The sequence below is a fragment of the Azospirillum fermentarium genome (assembly GCF_025961205.1).
GTDB classification, from domain to species: Bacteria; Pseudomonadota; Alphaproteobacteria; order Azospirillales; family Azospirillaceae; genus Azospirillum; species Azospirillum fermentarium.
In genome coordinates this window covers 1,006,720-1,023,439 of sequence record NZ_JAOQNH010000001.1, presented here as the reverse complement: position 1 = coordinate 1,023,439, position 16,720 = coordinate 1,006,720, and the positions used below count along the sequence as shown (strand labels likewise).

Here is a 16,720-nt window from a genome sequence, read left to right as displayed (position 1 = left end):
CGAAAGCGGGAATCCAGGCGTGAGCCGCGATCAGCGGCGATATGAATCGCCTGAGGTTTTGGCCATGGAAACACCTTCTGGATCCCAGCCTTCGCTGGGATGACGATGAAAACTTGTTTTATATCAGAATGTTATACGATGTGTGCAGTGCGTAGCCCCGGCGGGGAGAGGGGGGTCTTCCATCAATAAAACTTCGCGATGAACTCCAGCCGCTGACGGTCGGCCAGTTGCGCCTGTTCCAGCAGGTTGGCGCGGCGCAGATTGTCGGTTTCGGTCTGGATGGACGCGCGCTTGATCCGGTCCGACGCGTCGGCGTCCTGGCGTTCCTTGTCGGCGGCGCCGGCCAGCCCCTGGATGATGGCCTGCCCCGACCCGTCCGCCGAACTCACCCCCTGGCCGCCCAGGCTGGCGCGGCTGTGGGCGGTGGCGGTGCGCAGGGCCTCGCGGCGCTGGCGGTCGGCGGCGTCGGCCTGGGCCACCAGGGTGGCAAGACGGCTCTGGGCCGAGGCATCGGCCGCGTCCTCCGCCTGTTTCTGGCGGGCGCGGAGCTGGTCCATCTCGGTCCCCTGGGTGCGGGAAAACAGGTCCATGGCCTCCCGCCGCCGGGCCTCTTCGGCCTGACGCTGGCGCTCGGCCTCGGCGGCGGCGGCTTCGGCCTGCTGGCGGCGGACCTCGTCGTCGTGCTGCCACTGGCGGAGCTGGGCTTCCTGCTCCAGCCGGGCCTGCTGCTCGCGGGCGGCCTGCTCGGCGGCGGCTTTGCGGTCGGCCTGCTCGCGGTCGTACTGCTGCTGGGCGGCCAGGGCCGCCTGCTCCTGCTGTTGCTTCAGGGCCGCCTGCTGGCGTTCGTAGGCCAGTTGCTCGGCGGCGCGCTGGGCGGCGGATTCGGCCTGCTGACGCTCGTACGCCTGCTGTTCGGCGGCACGCTGGGCGTCCGCCTCGGCCTGCCGGCGCTTGAAATCAAGCTCCGCCTGCTGGACGCCGGTGCTGGCCTGGGTCTGGGATTGCCGCTGGGCGGCGGAAAGGGCGGTGGACGCCACCGGGGCGACCGCCGACAGGATGGGAGTGATTCCGGCCATCAGTCGTTCACCTTCAATTCCATGGTCACGGACAAAAGCGTGAAGGGCACGGGCGCATCCTGTTCGATGCGCCACAGCGGCGTGTCGATGTCGCGCCGCCAGCCCAGCGCCCGCAGGCGCCGGTCGCCCGACACCGGTTTGGGCACGCCGCCCGCGGGCTGCGGCCCGAAACGGTGCAGCGGCAGGTCGGTCAGGCCGGCCCCCACATCGACGCGCAGGGCGGCGGTCTCCTCCAGGCGGAAGCCCACCTCCACCAGCCGCACCACCCGCCCCGCCCCGCCCTCGGCGGCGGGGTTGACCGGCAGCGGCTCGATGACGTGGGAAAAGGGCAGCCCGGCCTGGATCGAGCGCGCCGGGGTGTCCAGCGTGATGCGCCCGGCGGCCACGGGGGCGGTTCCGGCGGGGGTGCCGTCGGCGATCACCGTCACCGCCCGCCCCTCCAGATGGTCCAGCCCGCCCCACACGGCGGCGGGGGCGGCGGCGGTGCCCACCAGCGCGGCGTCGAGGTGGACCGCATCGTCCAGCCGCTCCACCGTCCACACCCCGGCGCGGTTCAAAAGGGCGTACACGTCGTCCCCCACCACCGCCACCGAGCGGAACGCCCCGTCGGTGACCAGCCGGGTCCAGGCGGTCACCTGCTCGGCACGGTAGACGGTGACGGCGCCGATGGTGCCGTCGCCCATCACCACGAACAGCAGCCGGCGGGCCTTGTCGAAATCCTGATCCACCGGGGCCTGCACCATGTGGCGGGCCAGCAGGGCCAGGTCGTTGGCCTGATACGCCTGTTCGGTATCGGTGTAGACGAATTCGCGGATTTCCCGCCCGTTGCGCGACACGAACAGGGTGGCACCGTCCACGTCGCGCGGGGCCAGGGTGCGGTCAACGGGGGAGCCGATGCGCGTCTGCCGGCTGACCTGGATGTTCTGCGGCGTCAGCGGCGTGCCGGTCACCATGTATTCGGCACCCGAGGTGAAAAGCTGCAGGTGCCGCCCGGCGAACACCGCGCGGATGGCGTTCACCTGATCCGACAGGATGCCGAACTCGATGGCCTCGTCATCCTCCCCGGTGCCGAGGTCGAAATTCCAGGGATCCGCCGAGCGCGACATCCACAGCCGGTTGGGCAGATCCCGCGAGCCGCCGATCACCAGCCGGTCCTGGTGGAACGCCACCGACACCGGCCAGCCACGGCGGGGGGAAAAGGACTGCTCGTCCCATGCCGTGGTCGGCTGGGTGCCGGCCAGCGTCTCCAGCGCCGTGGCCTGCACGGTGGTGGCCGACGCCACGCCGGTGATGAGCACCTGTTTGCCGCCGATGCGGATGCGGGTGTTCTGCTGCGACGGCTCGAACACAGGCGCCGAGGCGGTGACCGTCATCGCCCCCGCCGTGCCGCCGGGCGTCAGGGTGACGGCGGCGTCGGCGAAGCGGTAGAAGGGCTGGCGCACCACCCCCGACTCCACCGTGTAGCTCCAGTCGGCCAGCGACCACGCCCCGTCCCGCCGGGTCAGCGCGCGGGGGGCCACGTCGGGGTGGCAGACCAGCAGCGTGTCGGCGTTCTGGGTCCAGGCGATGCCGGCCAACTGGGCCGCGGTCCAGGGGGCCGCGACCGTGGCGACGCGGGCGTCGTTGCCGTACACGTCGATCGTGCCGGCGGAAAACACCAGCAGATAGACCTGTTCGGTGTTGTATTCGAACGCCACCAGCCGCCCCGGTCCGCGGGCATGATCGACGAAGGCCAGCCCGGCCCGCCGGCTGACGCCGCCGGTGGGGTGGATGAACACGTTGCGCAGGGACAGCGCCCCGTTGTCGTAGGCCCGGAGATCCCCCCGCCCCAGCAGGGTGCGGGAGATCTCGCCGGCGGTGAAATTGGTCTTGATCTGACGGACGCGGGTCATGCCAGCCGCGCCTCGATCAGGGTGAAATCCTCCAGCCCCGGCTGGGTGTCCTGCTGGGCGTCGATCAGGCGGGCGCGGCGGAATTCGCTCTCCGCCATCCTGGCCAGCACCTCGGCCCGGCTGGAATTCTCGGTCAGCGGCAGGCAGAACTCTGCCGCCAGCCGGGCGATCAGCGCCTGATCGAAGAAGGCGGGGAAGTCCGCCTCGGCCGGGCGCCCGATGTAGGTCAGCACCACCGAATCGCTGCCGCTGTGCAGCGTGCACCCGGCGATGCGGTACTCCAGCCCCCGCCCGCGGCCCGCCCCCGCCGACAGCGCCCGCAGGAAACCGGCGGGAAGCTGGAACACGGCGGTGTAATCGGCCACCGGCTCCGCGGCCAGCCGGGGCAGCCGCTCCTGCATGGTGGCGAAGCTCCAGGCGTTGGCCGACAAAAGCGCGTCGCGGGTGGTGGCATAGAGCGCCTGGGCCACCTGCGCCTCCGCCGTGCCGTCGTCGAACGACGACAGCGGGGCGGCGCCGATCTTCAAAAGCGCACGGCTGCACAGGCCGATGGCGGACAGGGCCATGGGGTCTTCCTTCCGTAAGGCGGTAAGGGCCGCGACTGCGGCCCCGCAGGCTCGTGCCTGCGAAGGCAAGCGGCCGGATGGCCGCGCCCGCCGTCTGAGGGCGGACGTAAAGCCTGATGCGTCAGGCTTTACGCTGGACGGCATCAGCCGTCGTTGGCGGCGCCGAAGGGGGTCAGGTTGCTGAGATCCACGGTGCCGGCGGCGTTGGTGCGCACCACGAACACCCCGGCAGCGGGACTGGCGGCACCGGTTGCCACGTTGGCGAGGATCAGATCCCCCACCCGCAGCATGTCGGCGGCGCCGTCGAAATAGCCCGACGCCGCCACGGACGGCCCGCTGTCGGGGGAGGTGTAGTGCCAGAGCGTGAAGCCGTTGGCATAGGCCAGCACGCTCAGATCCTTGGGTTGATAGGCCATGGGAACATCTCCGGTCGCGGGCGGGGTCAGCTTTCCAGGCAGCGCAGGGTCACCACGCCCTTGGGGTCGATCAGGGCGGCCCCCTGGCTCATCATGTTGTTGACGAAGTGCGCCGCCCGGTCGCCGTGCCAGGTGACGTCGGTCTTGACGTCGGCGCCGGAGGCGTGGCCCACCGCGGTCTTGTGATACCAGTGGCACAGCCGCACGCCGTCGGGCGTCAGCGTCAGGGCGGAATGGGGCATCCACAGCGTGCCCAGCCAGCGCTTGGCCTGTGTCCCCCGCCACGGCAGATCGTCGGACCCGACGTAATCGGAGCGGGCGAATTCGTCGATGGCCAGCAACTGGCTCCATTGCTTCCAGCCGACCACGGCATAGCGCTGGCCGTCGTCGGGGATGTCGGCGGTGCCCAGGATCTCGAACGCCTCCATCACCTTGGCCTTGAGCAGGCCGTCGCTGGCGTCACCGGCATGAATCTCCGACCGGTCCAGGCAGGCCAGGATCAGGTCGTCGGTCTTGCGGCCCAGGGCATAGGCGCCGGCCCCGGCGATGATCTGGCGCTCGTCGATGTTGGTCTTCAGCTCGTCCAGCCGGTCCACCCAGTCGCCGGCATAGTAATCGTAGAGCACGCATTCCACCGGCTCGTGCTCCACGTTCATCACCGGCACCGCGCCGTGGCGGGCCTTGGTGGACGCCTTGCCCTTGCCCACCGTCTGGAAGATGGTGGAGGCACCCTGGACGTTGTTCTTGGTGCGGACCGTGTTGCGCAGCTTGGAACCGGTGCGCTGGTAGGCCTCGTGCACTTCGCGTTCGAATTGCTTGACGAAGGCCTGCTCGACCGACGTGGACATGGGAATAATCTCCCCTTTGTGGGCGATGAAGACGGGGCCGGGACCAGAGCCGGCACGGAACGGGACGGAAAAACGCGAAAGGCGCCGTTCTCCGAAGAAAACGGCGCCTTTCGCGCAAGGACGGGATCAGGAGGAAGACAGGACGCCACACCTACCTTGGGCGTTGACACCCCTAGGAATACGGAGACCCGGCCTTGATGTCAAGATTATTTTCCTATTTTGCCCACCCCTGCCGCCGGCCGAAACCTGTTCGCCCACCCTGCGGGTAACCAGTCGTTGAGATTTTCGTGAAATACGGCGATAGCTTCTTCTGGAATTGCCGCTGTATCCCGTTCCCATGCCCGTTCTGTCGCCTTCTCTGTTGCTGACCTTTCTGCACGGCATCGGCCTTCTGGCGGTGGTGGCGCTGGGCTATGACATGATCCTGCGCGGGCTGGCGCGGCGGCCGCGGCTGCGGGGCCTGACGCTGGGCGTGTTCTTCGGAGCGGCGGCGGTCCTGTCCATGCTCCAGCCGGCGGAGGTCGCGCCCGGCATCATCACCGACGCCCGCGCCATCATGTCGGCGCTGGCCGCCCTGTTCGGCGGCCCCCTGGCGGCCCTGCCGGCCATCGTGCTGCCGGCGACCTACCGGCTGTGGCTGGGCGGCGTGGGGGCGCCCGCGGGCGTGGCCGGGGTGATCCTGGCGGGGCTGGCAGGGCTGCTGTACAGCCGGTTTCCGGTGTGGAAGGACGGACGCCTGCCGCTGCGCCATCTGATGGCGCTGGGGTGCATCGCCTCGGCGGCGCAGATGTGCAGCGCGCTGTTGCTGCCCACGTGGGATATGGCCCTGCTGGTGCTCACCCGCAGCGGGCCGGCGCTGTTCCCGGCCACCACCGTGGGCATCGTGCTGCTGGGCATCATGCTGTCGCGCGATCATATGCGGCTGGCCGCGTCCCAGGGCGTGGCCGCCAGCGAGGAGCGGCTGCGCTTTCTGGCCGACAACGCCCAGGACGTCATCATGCGCATCGGCGCCGGCGGACGGGTGCGGCACGCCACCGACGCGGCGCGCACCATCCTGGGCCGCGATCCCGCCGATGTGCGGGGGATGACGCTGGAAGAGCTTCTGCACCCCCACGACCGCAGCACCGTCGCCGCCAGCATCGCCGCCCTGACCCCCGACGCGCCGTCCGCGGTGGTGCGCTGCCGGGCGATCCACACCGGCGGTCACCCCGTGTGGGTCGAAGCCGCCATCCGCCGGGCCGAGGGGGAGGACAGCGAATACGTGGCGGTGCTGCGCGACATCACCGTGCGCGTGGGCGTGGAGGAAAAGCTGAACAGCGCCCGCCGCGCCGCCGAAGCCGCCCACGCCTTTGCCGAGGCGCTGTTCGAACAGGCCCAGGCGGCGCTGGCGGTGGTGGGCGGCGGCAACCGGCTGGTGCGGGTGAACGCCGCCTTCTGCCGGCTGACCGGGTGGGAGTCCGCTGACCTGACAGGGCGGGACGCGGCCACCGTGCTGCCCCCCCGCCAGGGACCGGGATCGTGGGAAGCCGACCTGACCCGCCGCGACGGCACCACCCGCACGGTGCTTGCCGTGGAATCCGTGGTCGAATCCATGACCGAAACCACCATGGCGGAGGCGGGGGGCCAGCCGCTGCGGCTGGTGGCGCTGATGGACATCTCCGACGTGGCGCGGCTGACCCGCGAACTCCAGGCCGCCCGCGAGGAGGAAGCCGCCGCCCGCGCCCAGGCCGAAACGGCCAACCGCTCCAAGGGCGATTTCCTGGCCAGCCTCAGCCACGAACTGCGCACGCCGCTCAACGCCGTCATCGGCTTCGCCGATCTCATCGCGCGGGAGGCGGAGGGACCGGTGGGCACGCCGGTCTACCGTGATTTCGCCGTCAACATCCGCGATTCCGGCCAGCACCTGCTCGAACTCATCAACGAAATCCTGGACCATGCCCGCGCCGAAGCCGGCATGCTGACGCTGCATGAGGACACGCTGGACCTGGACGCCGCGGTGGAATTCGCCGTGCGCATGCTCCAGGCCCGCGCCAACCGGGCGGGCGTGACACTGACCGTGGTGCGGTCCACCGGCCTGCGCTATCTGCGCGGGGACGAGAAGCGGCTGCGCCAGATCCTGCTGAACCTGATTTCCAACGCGGTGAAGTACACCCCTTCGGGCGGGGAGGTGACGATCCGGCTGATGCACGCGCCGGGCGGATCCCCGGTGATCGAGGTGACCGACACCGGCATCGGCATTCCCGAATCGGACATGGACCGCGTGCTTCAGGCCTTCGCCCGCGTGGAAAGCCCCGGCAACCGCCGGGTGGAGGGCACGGGCCTGGGGCTGCCGCTGACCAAGCGGCTGGTGGAACTGCACGGCGGCGTGCTGACCCTGCGCAGCCAGCTCGGCGTCGGCACCACGGTCACCGTCACCCTGCCGCCGTGGCGCGCGGTGGAGCGTCTGCCCCATTGCAGCCCGGCGCCGCAGCCGGCCCCGGTCCGCCGGCCCCTGACCATCCTGCTGGCCGACGACGATCCGCTGCTGCGCATGAGCACCACGGCACTGCTGGAGACCTGGGGCCACCATGTGCTGGAAGCCGCCAACGCCAACGAGGCGCTGACCATCCTGCGCGGCGATGCGCCGGTCGATCTTCTGTTCACCGACATGGTGATGCCGCCCGGCATGACCGGCACCGAGCTGGCGCGTCAGGCCGAACGGCTGCGCCCCGGCATTCCGGTGCTGCTGACCTCTGGCTTCGCCGGCCACGCGGTGGCGGGGGAAGCGGGGGCCGAAGGCGGGTACGCGATGATCTCCAAGCCCTTCCTGGCGGTGGAACTGAAAGAACGGCTGGAACGCGTGGCCGGGCGGCTGGCGGACGAGCCGGCGGCGGCCTGCACCCCCATCCTGCCCGCCCCCCGCAAGACGCCGCTGCCGGCGGCGGAAGAAACCCTGTGCACCGCCCTGCCCCAGCCGTTCCACGTGCTGGTGGCCGAGGACCAGCCCCTGAACCAGCGGCTGGTGATGGTGCTGCTGAACGGGCTGGGCTGCACCGTCGATGTGGTGGGTGACGGGGCGGCGGCGGTGGATGCCGTGCGGCACCACGCCTATGATCTGGTGCTGATGGACGTGAACATGCCGGTGCTGGACGGGCTGGAGGCCGCCCGGCGCATCCGCCGCCTGCCGCCGCCCGCCGGCACCCTGCCCATCTATGCCATGACCGCCGGGGGGCTGGATGAGGATCTGGCCGAATGCACCGCCGCCGGCATGAACGGCCATGTGGCCAAGCCCCTGGACCACGCCGAACTGGCCCGGCTGGTCCGGCACCTGGAAGAGACCCGGACCAACGAGCTGACACTGGCGTAAAGCCGGACCATCCCCCTCTTCCGCCCCGTCAGGCTCGCGAAACGTAAGACTTGGGGGTGCTTCGCAACGGATGCCGGGCTTCAAGCCTGACGCCGGCGCCCTGGCGCAGCCGCGGCTGATACCGGGGGGCCCCTTACGCCCGCTGGCGGGTGCGGTCGGCCAGCAGGGCTTCGGCCTGGGCGGCGGGGACCGGGCGCCCGGTCAGCCAGCCCTGGACCATCAGGCAATTGTGGTGGCGCAGGAAATGGGCCTGTTCGGGCCGCTCCACCCCCTCGGCCACCACCTCCAGCCCCAGCATGTCGGCCATGGCGATGATGGTGGACACGATGCCGGCGTCCTCGCGCCCGTGGGGGATGCCGTTGATGAAGGACCGGTCGATCTTCAGCGTGGTGACGGGCAGCCGCTTCAGATAGCTCAGCGACGAATGGCCGGTGCCGAAATCGTCCACCGCCACCCGGACGCCCGCCGCCTTCAGCACCTCCAGCACTTCCAGCGCGTGATCCATGTCCTGCATCACGGCACCTTCGGTGATTTCCAGCTCGATCAGGCCGTGGGGCAGGCCGTGGCGGTCCAGCATCGCCAGAAATTCCGCCGCCGTACGCTGGCGCAGATGCCGCGGCGAGATGTTGACCGCCACCGGCAGCGGGTCCGCACCGGCGTCCAGCCACTGACGCTGCTGCCGGCACGCCTCGTCCAGCACCCAGTCGCCCAGCGGCACGATGAACCCGGTTTCCTCGGCCACCGGGATGAAGTCGCCGGGGGGCACCATGCCGTGTTCGGGCTTGTCCCAGCGCAGCAGCGCCTCGAACCCCTGGAGCGAATGATCCAGCAGCGATACCTTGGGCTGGTAGTGAAGCTGGAACTGCCGCCGTACCAGGGCCGCGCGCAGGTCGCGGTCCAGCGCCAGATGGCGGCGCGCCTGATCGGCCATGGCCCGCTGGAAGAAGGCGGTGCGCCGCCCCCCCTGCCGCTTGGCGGCGTAAAGGGCGGTGTCGGCGGCGCGCAGCAGGTCCGCGCCGGTGTCGGCGTGTTCGGGGTACAGCGCGATGCCCAGCGACGGGCGCACGTAATGCTCGGTGCCCAAAAGCGCCACCGGGGTTTCGAAGGCGGCCAGGATGCGCCCGGCCACCTGTGCCGCCTCGTCCCCGTCCATCACCTCGTCCAGCAGGATGGCGAAATCGTCGGTGCCGATGCGGCCCACGGTGTCGGACGAGCGCACGGCCCCCTGGATGCGGTGGGCCACCTCCTGCAGCAGGATGTCGCCGGCCTCGTGCCCCAGGGTGTCGGTGATGAGCTTGAAGCGCGACAGGTCCAGGCACAGCAGGGCTAAGCGCCGGCCGCTGCGCCGGGACCGCTCCACCGCCGCATCCACCAGCGACCCCACCAGCGCCCGGTTGGGCAGCCCGGTCAGCCGGTCGCGGGTGGCCAGCCGCAGCAGTTCGCGTTCGTGGCGCAGCCGGTCGGTCATGTCGGCCAGAACGCAGATGAAGCTGCGGCGGCCCTGCACTTCCAGCCGGGTGACGGCCAGCGACACCTCCCGCCGCTGCCCGGGGTGGCCGTCGGCGTCGATGCCCAGCGCCTCCATCCGGGTGGCGGGGCGCTGGCCGGCGCTGTCCGCCGGAACGCCGTCGCCGTCCCCGCCGCGCTGGGCCACCAGGGCTTCCAGCACGCGGCCCTGGTCGGCGGTGGTGAACAGGCCGGAAAAGACCTGCCCCGCCAGCGCCGCCCCGCCGCGCCCGAACAGCCGTTCGGCGGCGGGGTTGTGCTCCTCCACCACCCCGGCCTCGCTGACCACGACGATGGCTTCGCCCACGTTGTTCATGATGCCCGACAGCCGCTCGTCCCGGTCCAGGATGGTCGCGGCGTTGCGGCGGAAATGTTCCAGCGCGCGGGCCATGATGCCGAATTCGTCGCCGCGTTCCTGCCCCGGCACCGGCTTGGCGATCTCGCCGCGGGTCATGCGGCCCATGCGCGCCGCCAGATCCTCCAGCGGCCCCACCAACTGGTCGGAGACGAAGGCCGACAGGGGCCACGCCGCCGCCAGCAGCACCACCAGGAACAGGAAGAAGGCCGCGGCCTCCGCCGTGAAGTCGTGGCGCAGGTCGGCGGTGTTGGCCGACACCGCCACCATCCACCCCCACGGCTCGAACAGGCCCGACGCGGCGATGCTGCGCCCCTCCCCCGGCCAGCCGGGGGGAAGCGTGCCGTCGGGAAACAGCACAAGCTGGAACGGCCCGCCGGCCAGCCCGCGCAGCGCGGTCTGGGCGCGGGCCTTGGCCTCCGTGCGGATCAGGTCGCCGTCCACCGCGGCGCGCTCGTAATCGCTCATCACCGCGCGGGCGGAATCCACCAGCCCGCCGGCCAGCCGCACCCGTTCGACGAGCAGGCCGCTGTAGAGCAGGTAAAGCGCGGGCACGGCCGCCAGAAGGCAGGCGGCCAGACCGATCAAGGCAACGAGGCGGAATTTCCGGCGCAGCATCATAGAGGCGAAAGTGCCTTAGACCCCGAAGGACACGCAAGGTCCATATGCGGCAGCCCTGCTGCCGGAGCGCGAGATTCCGGCAGCAGGGCACTCTTTTTCGCACTCACCCGCCGGGGTAGAGACGGCGGAACCCCTCGGTCACCCGCGCCACCACCGCCGGGTCGCGGTCGCGCCAATAGCGGGGGTCGCGCATCAGGCCATAGACCTCCGACGCATCGCCGGCCCCGCCGGTTCCGGCGGGCGGGCTGAGGGTGGCCGGCTCCTCCCCCCTCATCATGCGGTAGAGCGCCATCACCCCGTCATAGCTGGTGGACAGCGCCTCCACCACCGGGGATGGCAGGGAGCGCCGGGCCCAGGCCAGGATCTGGCGCGACACCTCGCGCCAGCGGGCTTCGCCGCCGAACTGGGCGGCCAGCCGCTCCATCTCCTGGTCGGCGTGGAGCTGCACCGACACCTGCCGGATCAGCGGCATCATGCGTTCGGCGGCCAGATCATAGACGAGCTGGGCCTGTTGGGCGGAGAAACCCGCCCCGTGCAGGCGGGCGTTGATGTCGGGGTCCGGCTGGAACAGGCCATGGCCGCACTGGATGCCATAGGCGTCGGGCGTTTCGGGCACCACCCCCACCCGGCGGCAGAGGTCGCGGTAGGCGGCGGCCAGCGCCTCCACCTGCACCGCGCCGGTGGCCGGGTCGATGAAGGGGGCCAGCGCGGGATCGGGCGCCGGAGCCGGCGGGGCCGCGGGCGGCGCAAGAACGGCAGGGATGGCGGGTGGGGTGTCGGGGCGGACGGGCTGCATGGTGTCTGTCTCCGTCGAAAGGGGGGAGGGGATCAGGGGCGCCCATGGCCGCGGGCGGCCAGGGCCAGGATGGTGGCGACCAGATGGCGCTGGCCTTCCATGTGGCGCAGCATGGGTTCGGGGGCGTCGGGGCCGAGCGCGCGGTCCAGGGTCAAGGCCCGCAGCACCGCCAGCACCCGCACCCCGTCGGGAGTGGAAAAGCAGCGGGCGAAAGACGCGGCGTCCTGGGCGGGCGCCGCTCCGGCGGCGGGGGCCGATGGTGCCTCCCACGGCCAATCGCGGGGGTCAGCCATGGATCACCTCTTCCGGCAGGACGGGAGGGGGGATGGGGGGGGATGGTGCGGATGGTGGCGGTGGTTCGGCCTTGGCCTGATCCGCATCCGCCGCGGCGGCGGCGCTGCGGATCAGCCGGCCCGGCACGCCGAAGGCTTCGCCCAGCCAGCGGGCGGTGGCGGCGGCGTCCACCACGCCCAGCGCCTCCGGCCCCAGCCCGCGCACGGACTCCAGCCAATGGAGCGTCGCCTGGGCGTCGCGCTGGGCCTGGGCCTGGGCCAGCGGCGAGCGGTATTGCAGCTCCACCAGCCGGCCATCGACGGCGATGTCGGGAATCTCCCCCCGGCGGCGCAGGATGGCGACGGCGCGCAGCAGCAGCGGCGTCAGCAGTTCCGCCTGCAGCCGGCCATAGGTGGCACCCAGCAGGCGTGCCATCTCGGCAGCACGCTCCATCACCTCGGTGGCGGTCATGCGGGCATCGTTCAGGGGGGCCAGCCGGTCGGCCAGCAGCGCATGGCGGATGCGGGCGCGCAGGTCGTCGAGCACCAGCTGCGACACGTCGAACCGCCCCGGATTGGCCAGCGGCGTCAACCCCTGCGACCCCACCGCCTTGGGAATGATGGTGCCGGGCACCAGCCGGATGGCGGCGGGATTCAGCACCCCGTCGTCGTCGGCCTGCCAGATGCCGGTGACGGCAATGGAAGCATTTTTCAGGACCAGCTCCACCACCTTGTTGGCGGTACGGATGTCGGGGAGGGCCTTCATCACCGGGGATCGGCCATAGACCTCTCCCGATGCCTTCAACCAGCGGAAGTTCAGGAACGGCGACTGGGCGAAGCGCCCGTCGGCCAGGATCGCCGGTTCACCCTCGCCGCCGTCCAGTACCACGGTCCAGCGGTAGGACACGCCGTCGGGCTCCACCGCCTCCACCACCGGAAAGCGGGTGTCGGGCTCCTGCGCTCCCGCCCGCATCACCGCGGCGGGCAACGTGACGCCGGGAAAGCGATGGCGGATCTGCGGAACCGTCAGGTCCGCACGGCGGAAGGTGATGTCCAGCCGGCCCTGCGGCCCCTCGTCCAGCACCGCGTCGGCCAGCGGCACGGCGGTGAAGCGCAGGCCCGACGGCTCCCCCGGCGGCGCTTCTTCCAGCAGCAGCGAGGCCGTGCCCACGGTGACCAGATCGAGAAACGCCTGGTGCGCTTCCACCGCATAGTTGGAGCGGTCGAAATGGGCCTGCACCACCGTGGCGGCGCGGTCCAGCATGGGGGCGATACGGTCACGCTCCACATCCGTCAGTTCCGGCCCCGGCACGAAGCCGAACCACCGCGACCACGGCGGCGTCAGTTGCGCCAGCAGGCTGGCCGCAAGCTGCTCCACCCCGTCGGGGGCGGTGCCGTCGAACAGCCGGTCCACCCGCCGGTCCCCCGGCGTGCCGCCGGCGCGGAACGGCTGGCCGTTGGGCAGGGCGCAGTCGTAGCAATCCTGCCAATGGCTTTCCCACCCCGCCCGCCGGCGGCTGGCCTGGGCGAAGCGGTCCAGCAGGGCGGCGGCCTTCCCGGCATCCGGGGAACGGGCGCGCACCGGGCCGGGTGCTGCACGGGTGGCGTGCGCGGTCGTCTGACTTCCACTCATGGGTGGTCCTCTCGCTCGCAGCGGACAATCGGAAAGAAAGAAAAGGAAAACGGGGGAGGTCAGCACCGGACCAGGTGGCGGTAGAGCTGCCACGGCGTGACGATCCGGGCGGCGCGCAGCCCCAGCACGCGCTTGACCGCCTCGACACAGGTGAAGGGCGCCCACGGCGCCGGGCGCGTGGCGGGGCGGCACAGGGTGGTTTCCACCACTGTCAGCCCCAGCCCCGCCAGCCAGTCCCCCACCCCGGCCCCGCCCGGCGGGGTCACCAGGGCCACATGGGTGAAGGGCGACAGGGGATCGACGACGATCCACCGCCCGCCGTCCTCCACCACCACGAAGCAGTGGCGGAAGCCGGGTTTCAGCAGCCGCAGCCACCCGATCTCCGCCCGCCCGTCAAAGGCGACCCAAGCCCGGCGCGGCGCGGCGGCGGTCATTCGGTCCCCGCGGCCACGATGCCCTTTTCCACCAGAGCCGGGGCGATGACGGCAAAGGCTTCCCGCCACAGGGACGCGGCGCGCTGCTCGCGCCAGCGGTCGGGCTTGGGGGCGTCCATCCGGCGGCCGTAATGGACCAGCACGTGCAGATGGTCGCGGGTGAGCTGCCGGCGGCGGTGCAGCCGGTCCACGGCGCGGATGATGTCCCCCGGTTCGCACGGGCGGACCACCAGCCCCAGACCGGCGGCCACCCGCGCCCCGTCATTCTTGGCGACCTGGGCCTGGACCGCCCAGAACCACGCCTCGGCGGCGGTGGGAAAAGGAATTCCTTCCATCGCAAAGGGCGCCCGGACCGCCAAGGGCGGGGCCGTGGACGGGCGGGGGGCGGGGAATGCCTGTTGCATGAAACAATCTCCTCTCAGCCGTGAAAAATGGCCGCCTTCTGCGGCGTATTGCCGCTTTCGGCGATCCAATGACGGCGGTCTTTATCGGTTTGGTGGAAAGTTCGTTCTTTTTATGTTCTAGTTTTGAGCCCCGCGTCAAGGAAAATATGAATATGTTCCTAGCGACGGTCCCGTCCTGTTGTGAGACTATTGTCCCATGCTCAAACACGCGGACATATGGCGGGCCATCGACCGGCTTGCGGCGCAGAGCGGACTTTCGGCGTCCGGGCTGGCGCGCCGCGCGGGGCTTGACCCGACCACCTTCAACAAGTCCAAGCGGACCACCAGCGACGGGAAACTCCGCTGGCCGTCCACCGAGAGCATTTCGAAGATCCTGGAGGCGACGAGCGCCTCGTTCGGGGAATTCGTGGCGCTGGTGGGCGACACGGCCAGCCCCTCGGCCATGCAGCGGGTGCCGGTCATCGGTTATGCCCAGGCCGGCAACGCCGGCTATTTCGACGACGCCGGCTTTCCCGCCGGCACCGGCTGGGACGAGCTGATGTTCCCCAGCCTGGGCGACCCGCATGCCTATGCGCTGGAGATTGCCGGCGACAGCATGGATCCGGTGTACCGCGACGGCGACACCATCATCGTGTCGCCCGCCGCCCAGATCCGCCGCGGCGACCGCGTGGTGCTGCGCACCCGCGACGGCGAGGTGATGGCCAAGCAATTGACGCGGGAAACCGCCACGCGGGTGGAACTGATGTCCATCAACCGCGCCCACCCCGACCGGGTGATCCCCCGCGCCGACATGGCGTGGATGGCCCGCATCATCTGGGCCAGCCAGTAAAAAAGGCGCACGGGCTGGCCCCGCGCGCCTTTCCTGTCTCCCTACACTGCCGGCGTCTTATGCTGCGGGATAGGGCGGCTTGGTGAAACCCTTGGGCGACAGGGTGAAGATCTCGCATCCCTCGGCGGTGACGCCGATGGAATGTTCGAACTGGGCCGACAGCGACTTGTCCTTGGTGACCGCGGTCCAGCCGTCGCCCAGGATCTTCACATCCGCCCGGCCGGCGTTGATCATCGGCTCGATGGTGAAGATCATCCCTTCCTTCAGCACCACCCCCTGGCCGGGACGGCCATAGTGCAGCACCGACGGCGGTTCGTGGAACACCCGTCCCACCCCGTGACCGCAGAAATCCCGCACCACCGAGAACCGCTGGGCCTCGGCGAACTGCTGGATCGCGTAGCCCACGTCGCCCAGGGTGGCGCCCGGCTTCACCTTGGAAATGCCCAGCATCAGCGCGTCATAGGTGACGTCCACCAGCTTCTTCGCCTTCACGCCCACCTCGCCGCACAGATACATGCGGCTGGCGTCGCCGTGCCAGCCGTTGACGATGGGCGTCACGTCGATGTTCAGGATGTCGCCGTCGCGCAGCCGCTTGTCGCTGGGGATGCCGTGGCAGACCACGTGATTGATCGAAATGCAGACCGACTTGGGATAGCCGCGGTAGCCCAGCGGCGCCGAAATCGCCCCGTGGTCGCGGATGTAGGTGGCGCAGAGCTGGTCAAGCTCGTCCGTGGTGACGCCCGGCTGGACATGGGGGGTGATGAAGTCCAGCGTTTCGGCGGCCAGACGGCCCGCCTGCCGCATCCCCTCGAACCCCTCCGGCCCGTGCAGGCGGATGCGATGGGAATCGACGTCGTTGTGTTCCACCGTTCTGTGCCTTTTCCGTTACGCCGCCGTTTGCGTGCCCGGCCTGATGACCGGCAGCGGCCTGTCCAAGTCAATCCCTTCCGGGCTGATCGTGCAAGCCCAGCAGAGCGCCTCGACCCCCGCATCCAGGGCGCGGGCCAATCCCGCCTCGTACCCCGGATCGAGATCCCCGGCGATACGGAAGTGGTCGCAATCCATGCGCTGGACAAGATACAGCATCACCGCCCGCGCCCCCGCCGCCGCCATATCGGCCAACTCAACCAGATGCTTGGCCCCCCGCTGGGTGACGCAATCGGGAAATTCCGCCACCGGGGCCCCGCGGCGCAGGTGGACGTTCTTCACCTCCACATAGGCCGGCGGGCGCCCGTCGCCGGATTCCAGCAGGATGTCGATGCGGGAATTGCGCCCGTACTTCACCTCCCGCCGCAGCCGGTCATAGCCGGCCAGTTCGGGGATCACCCCGGCACGGATCGCCTCCTCCGCCAGCCGGTTGGGGTGGCCGGTGTTGATGCCCACCAGACCGCCGTCCGCCTCCAGCAGTTCCAGCGAATAGGCCAGCTTGCGCTTGGGGTTGTCGGACACCGACAGCCACACCGGCGACCCCGGCGCGTTCAGCCCCAGCATGGCGCCGGAATTGGCCACATGAACCACCACGGTCTCGCCCCCCGCCAATTCCACATCGGCGAGAAACCGTTTGTACCGCCGCACGAGACGGCCGGGAATCAGGGGGGTGGGAAAGCGCATGGGCGCAGACCCTAGACGCGGATGCGGGGGACGGCAAGAGCGGTGATGCCGGGACGGGGGGCACCCCAACACACCCTGAAAAAATTGAGGCCCGCTGGTAGCAGACAGCGGGCCT

At 70.4% G+C, this 16,720-nt stretch carries 15 protein-coding genes; 2 read left to right on the top strand and 13 right to left on the bottom strand.

The window, feature by feature from the left end:
- Positions 1-182: 182 nt before the first annotated feature.
- The 5 genes from M2352_RS04815 to M2352_RS04795 form a co-directional block, all read right to left on the bottom strand.
- Positions 183-1,076 (bottom strand): coiled-coil domain-containing protein, encoded by an 894-nt coding sequence (locus M2352_RS04815; RefSeq protein ID WP_264663366.1) that lies wholly within the window; start codon positions 1,074-1,076, stop codon positions 183-185.
- Positions 1,076-2,968 carry a hypothetical protein gene (locus tag M2352_RS04810; RefSeq protein ID WP_264663365.1) on the bottom strand — a complete coding sequence of 631 codons (1,893 nt, stop codon included), beginning with the start codon at positions 2,966-2,968 and terminating at the stop codon, positions 1,076-1,078. The genes M2352_RS04815 and M2352_RS04810 overlap by 1 nt, the downstream gene beginning before the upstream one ends.
- Positions 2,965-3,534: a hypothetical protein gene (locus M2352_RS04805; RefSeq protein WP_264663364.1), complete on the bottom strand. Its 570-nt coding sequence runs from the start codon at positions 3,532-3,534 to the stop codon at positions 2,965-2,967. Before M2352_RS04805 ends, M2352_RS04810 begins: the two co-directional genes overlap by 4 nt.
- A 143-nt stretch (positions 3,535-3,677) precedes the next feature.
- Positions 3,678-3,950: a hypothetical protein gene (locus tag M2352_RS04800; protein ID WP_264663363.1), complete on the bottom strand. Its 273-nt coding sequence runs from the start codon at positions 3,948-3,950 to the stop codon at positions 3,678-3,680.
- 26 nt (positions 3,951-3,976) lie between these two features.
- Positions 3,977-4,798: a phage capsid protein gene (locus M2352_RS04795; RefSeq protein WP_264663362.1), complete on the bottom strand. Its 822-nt coding sequence runs from the start codon at positions 4,796-4,798 to the stop codon at positions 3,977-3,979.
- Positions 4,799-5,135: 337 nt separating this feature from the next.
- On the opposite strand from M2352_RS04795, the gene M2352_RS04790 reads away from it, so the two are divergent.
- A complete protein-coding gene (locus M2352_RS04790; protein ID WP_264663361.1) occupies positions 5,136-8,144 on the top strand; it encodes a response regulator in 3,009 nt (1,002 codons plus the stop codon).
- 133 nt (positions 8,145-8,277) lie between these two features.
- Here M2352_RS04790 and M2352_RS04785 read toward each other — a convergent pair whose 3' ends face one another.
- The 6 genes from M2352_RS04785 to M2352_RS04760 all read right to left on the bottom strand — a co-directional run bounded on the left by M2352_RS04785 (position 8,278) and on the right by M2352_RS04760 (position 14,165).
- Positions 8,278-10,626: a putative bifunctional diguanylate cyclase/phosphodiesterase gene (locus M2352_RS04785; protein WP_264663360.1), complete on the bottom strand. Its 2,349-nt coding sequence runs from the start codon at positions 10,624-10,626 to the stop codon at positions 8,278-8,280.
- Positions 10,627-10,729: 103 nt separating this feature from the next.
- Positions 10,730-11,422 carry a capsid assembly protein gene (locus M2352_RS04780; protein ID WP_264663359.1) on the bottom strand — a complete coding sequence of 231 codons (693 nt, stop codon included), beginning with the start codon at positions 11,420-11,422 and terminating at the stop codon, positions 10,730-10,732.
- A gap of 32 nt (positions 11,423-11,454) precedes the next feature.
- Entirely contained in the window at positions 11,455-11,715 is a 261-nt protein-coding gene (locus M2352_RS04775) for a Bbp19 family protein (RefSeq protein WP_264663358.1), read from the bottom strand.
- Positions 11,708-13,327, bottom strand: a complete 1,620-nt coding sequence (locus M2352_RS04770) for a portal protein (protein ID WP_264663357.1) — start codon at positions 13,325-13,327, stop codon at positions 11,708-11,710. The genes M2352_RS04775 and M2352_RS04770 overlap by 8 nt, the downstream gene beginning before the upstream one ends.
- Before the next feature lie 59 nt (positions 13,328-13,386).
- Positions 13,387-13,761: a hypothetical protein gene (locus tag M2352_RS04765; protein WP_264663356.1), complete on the bottom strand. Its 375-nt coding sequence runs from the start codon at positions 13,759-13,761 to the stop codon at positions 13,387-13,389.
- Positions 13,758-14,165 (bottom strand): hypothetical protein, encoded by a 408-nt coding sequence (locus M2352_RS04760; protein ID WP_264663355.1) that lies wholly within the window; start codon positions 14,163-14,165, stop codon positions 13,758-13,760. Before M2352_RS04760 ends, M2352_RS04765 begins: the two co-directional genes overlap by 4 nt.
- A 196-nt stretch (positions 14,166-14,361) precedes the next feature.
- Between M2352_RS04760 and M2352_RS04755 the strand changes: the two genes are divergently transcribed.
- Positions 14,362-14,994 (top strand): helix-turn-helix transcriptional regulator, encoded by a 633-nt coding sequence (locus M2352_RS04755; RefSeq protein ID WP_264663354.1) that lies wholly within the window; start codon positions 14,362-14,364, stop codon positions 14,992-14,994.
- Positions 14,995-15,051: 57 nt separating this feature from the next.
- Here the strand turns inward: M2352_RS04755 and map are convergent, their stop codons facing one another.
- The gene (map, locus tag M2352_RS04750) at positions 15,052-15,861 is read right to left on the bottom strand and encodes a type I methionyl aminopeptidase (RefSeq protein ID WP_264663353.1); all 810 of its coding nucleotides are present in this window, start codon (positions 15,859-15,861) and stop codon (positions 15,052-15,054) included.
- 18 nt (positions 15,862-15,879) lie between these two features.
- A complete protein-coding gene (gene sfsA, locus M2352_RS04745; RefSeq protein WP_264663352.1) occupies positions 15,880-16,605 on the bottom strand; it encodes a DNA/RNA nuclease SfsA in 726 nt (241 codons plus the stop codon).
- Positions 16,606-16,720 lie beyond the last annotated feature (115 nt).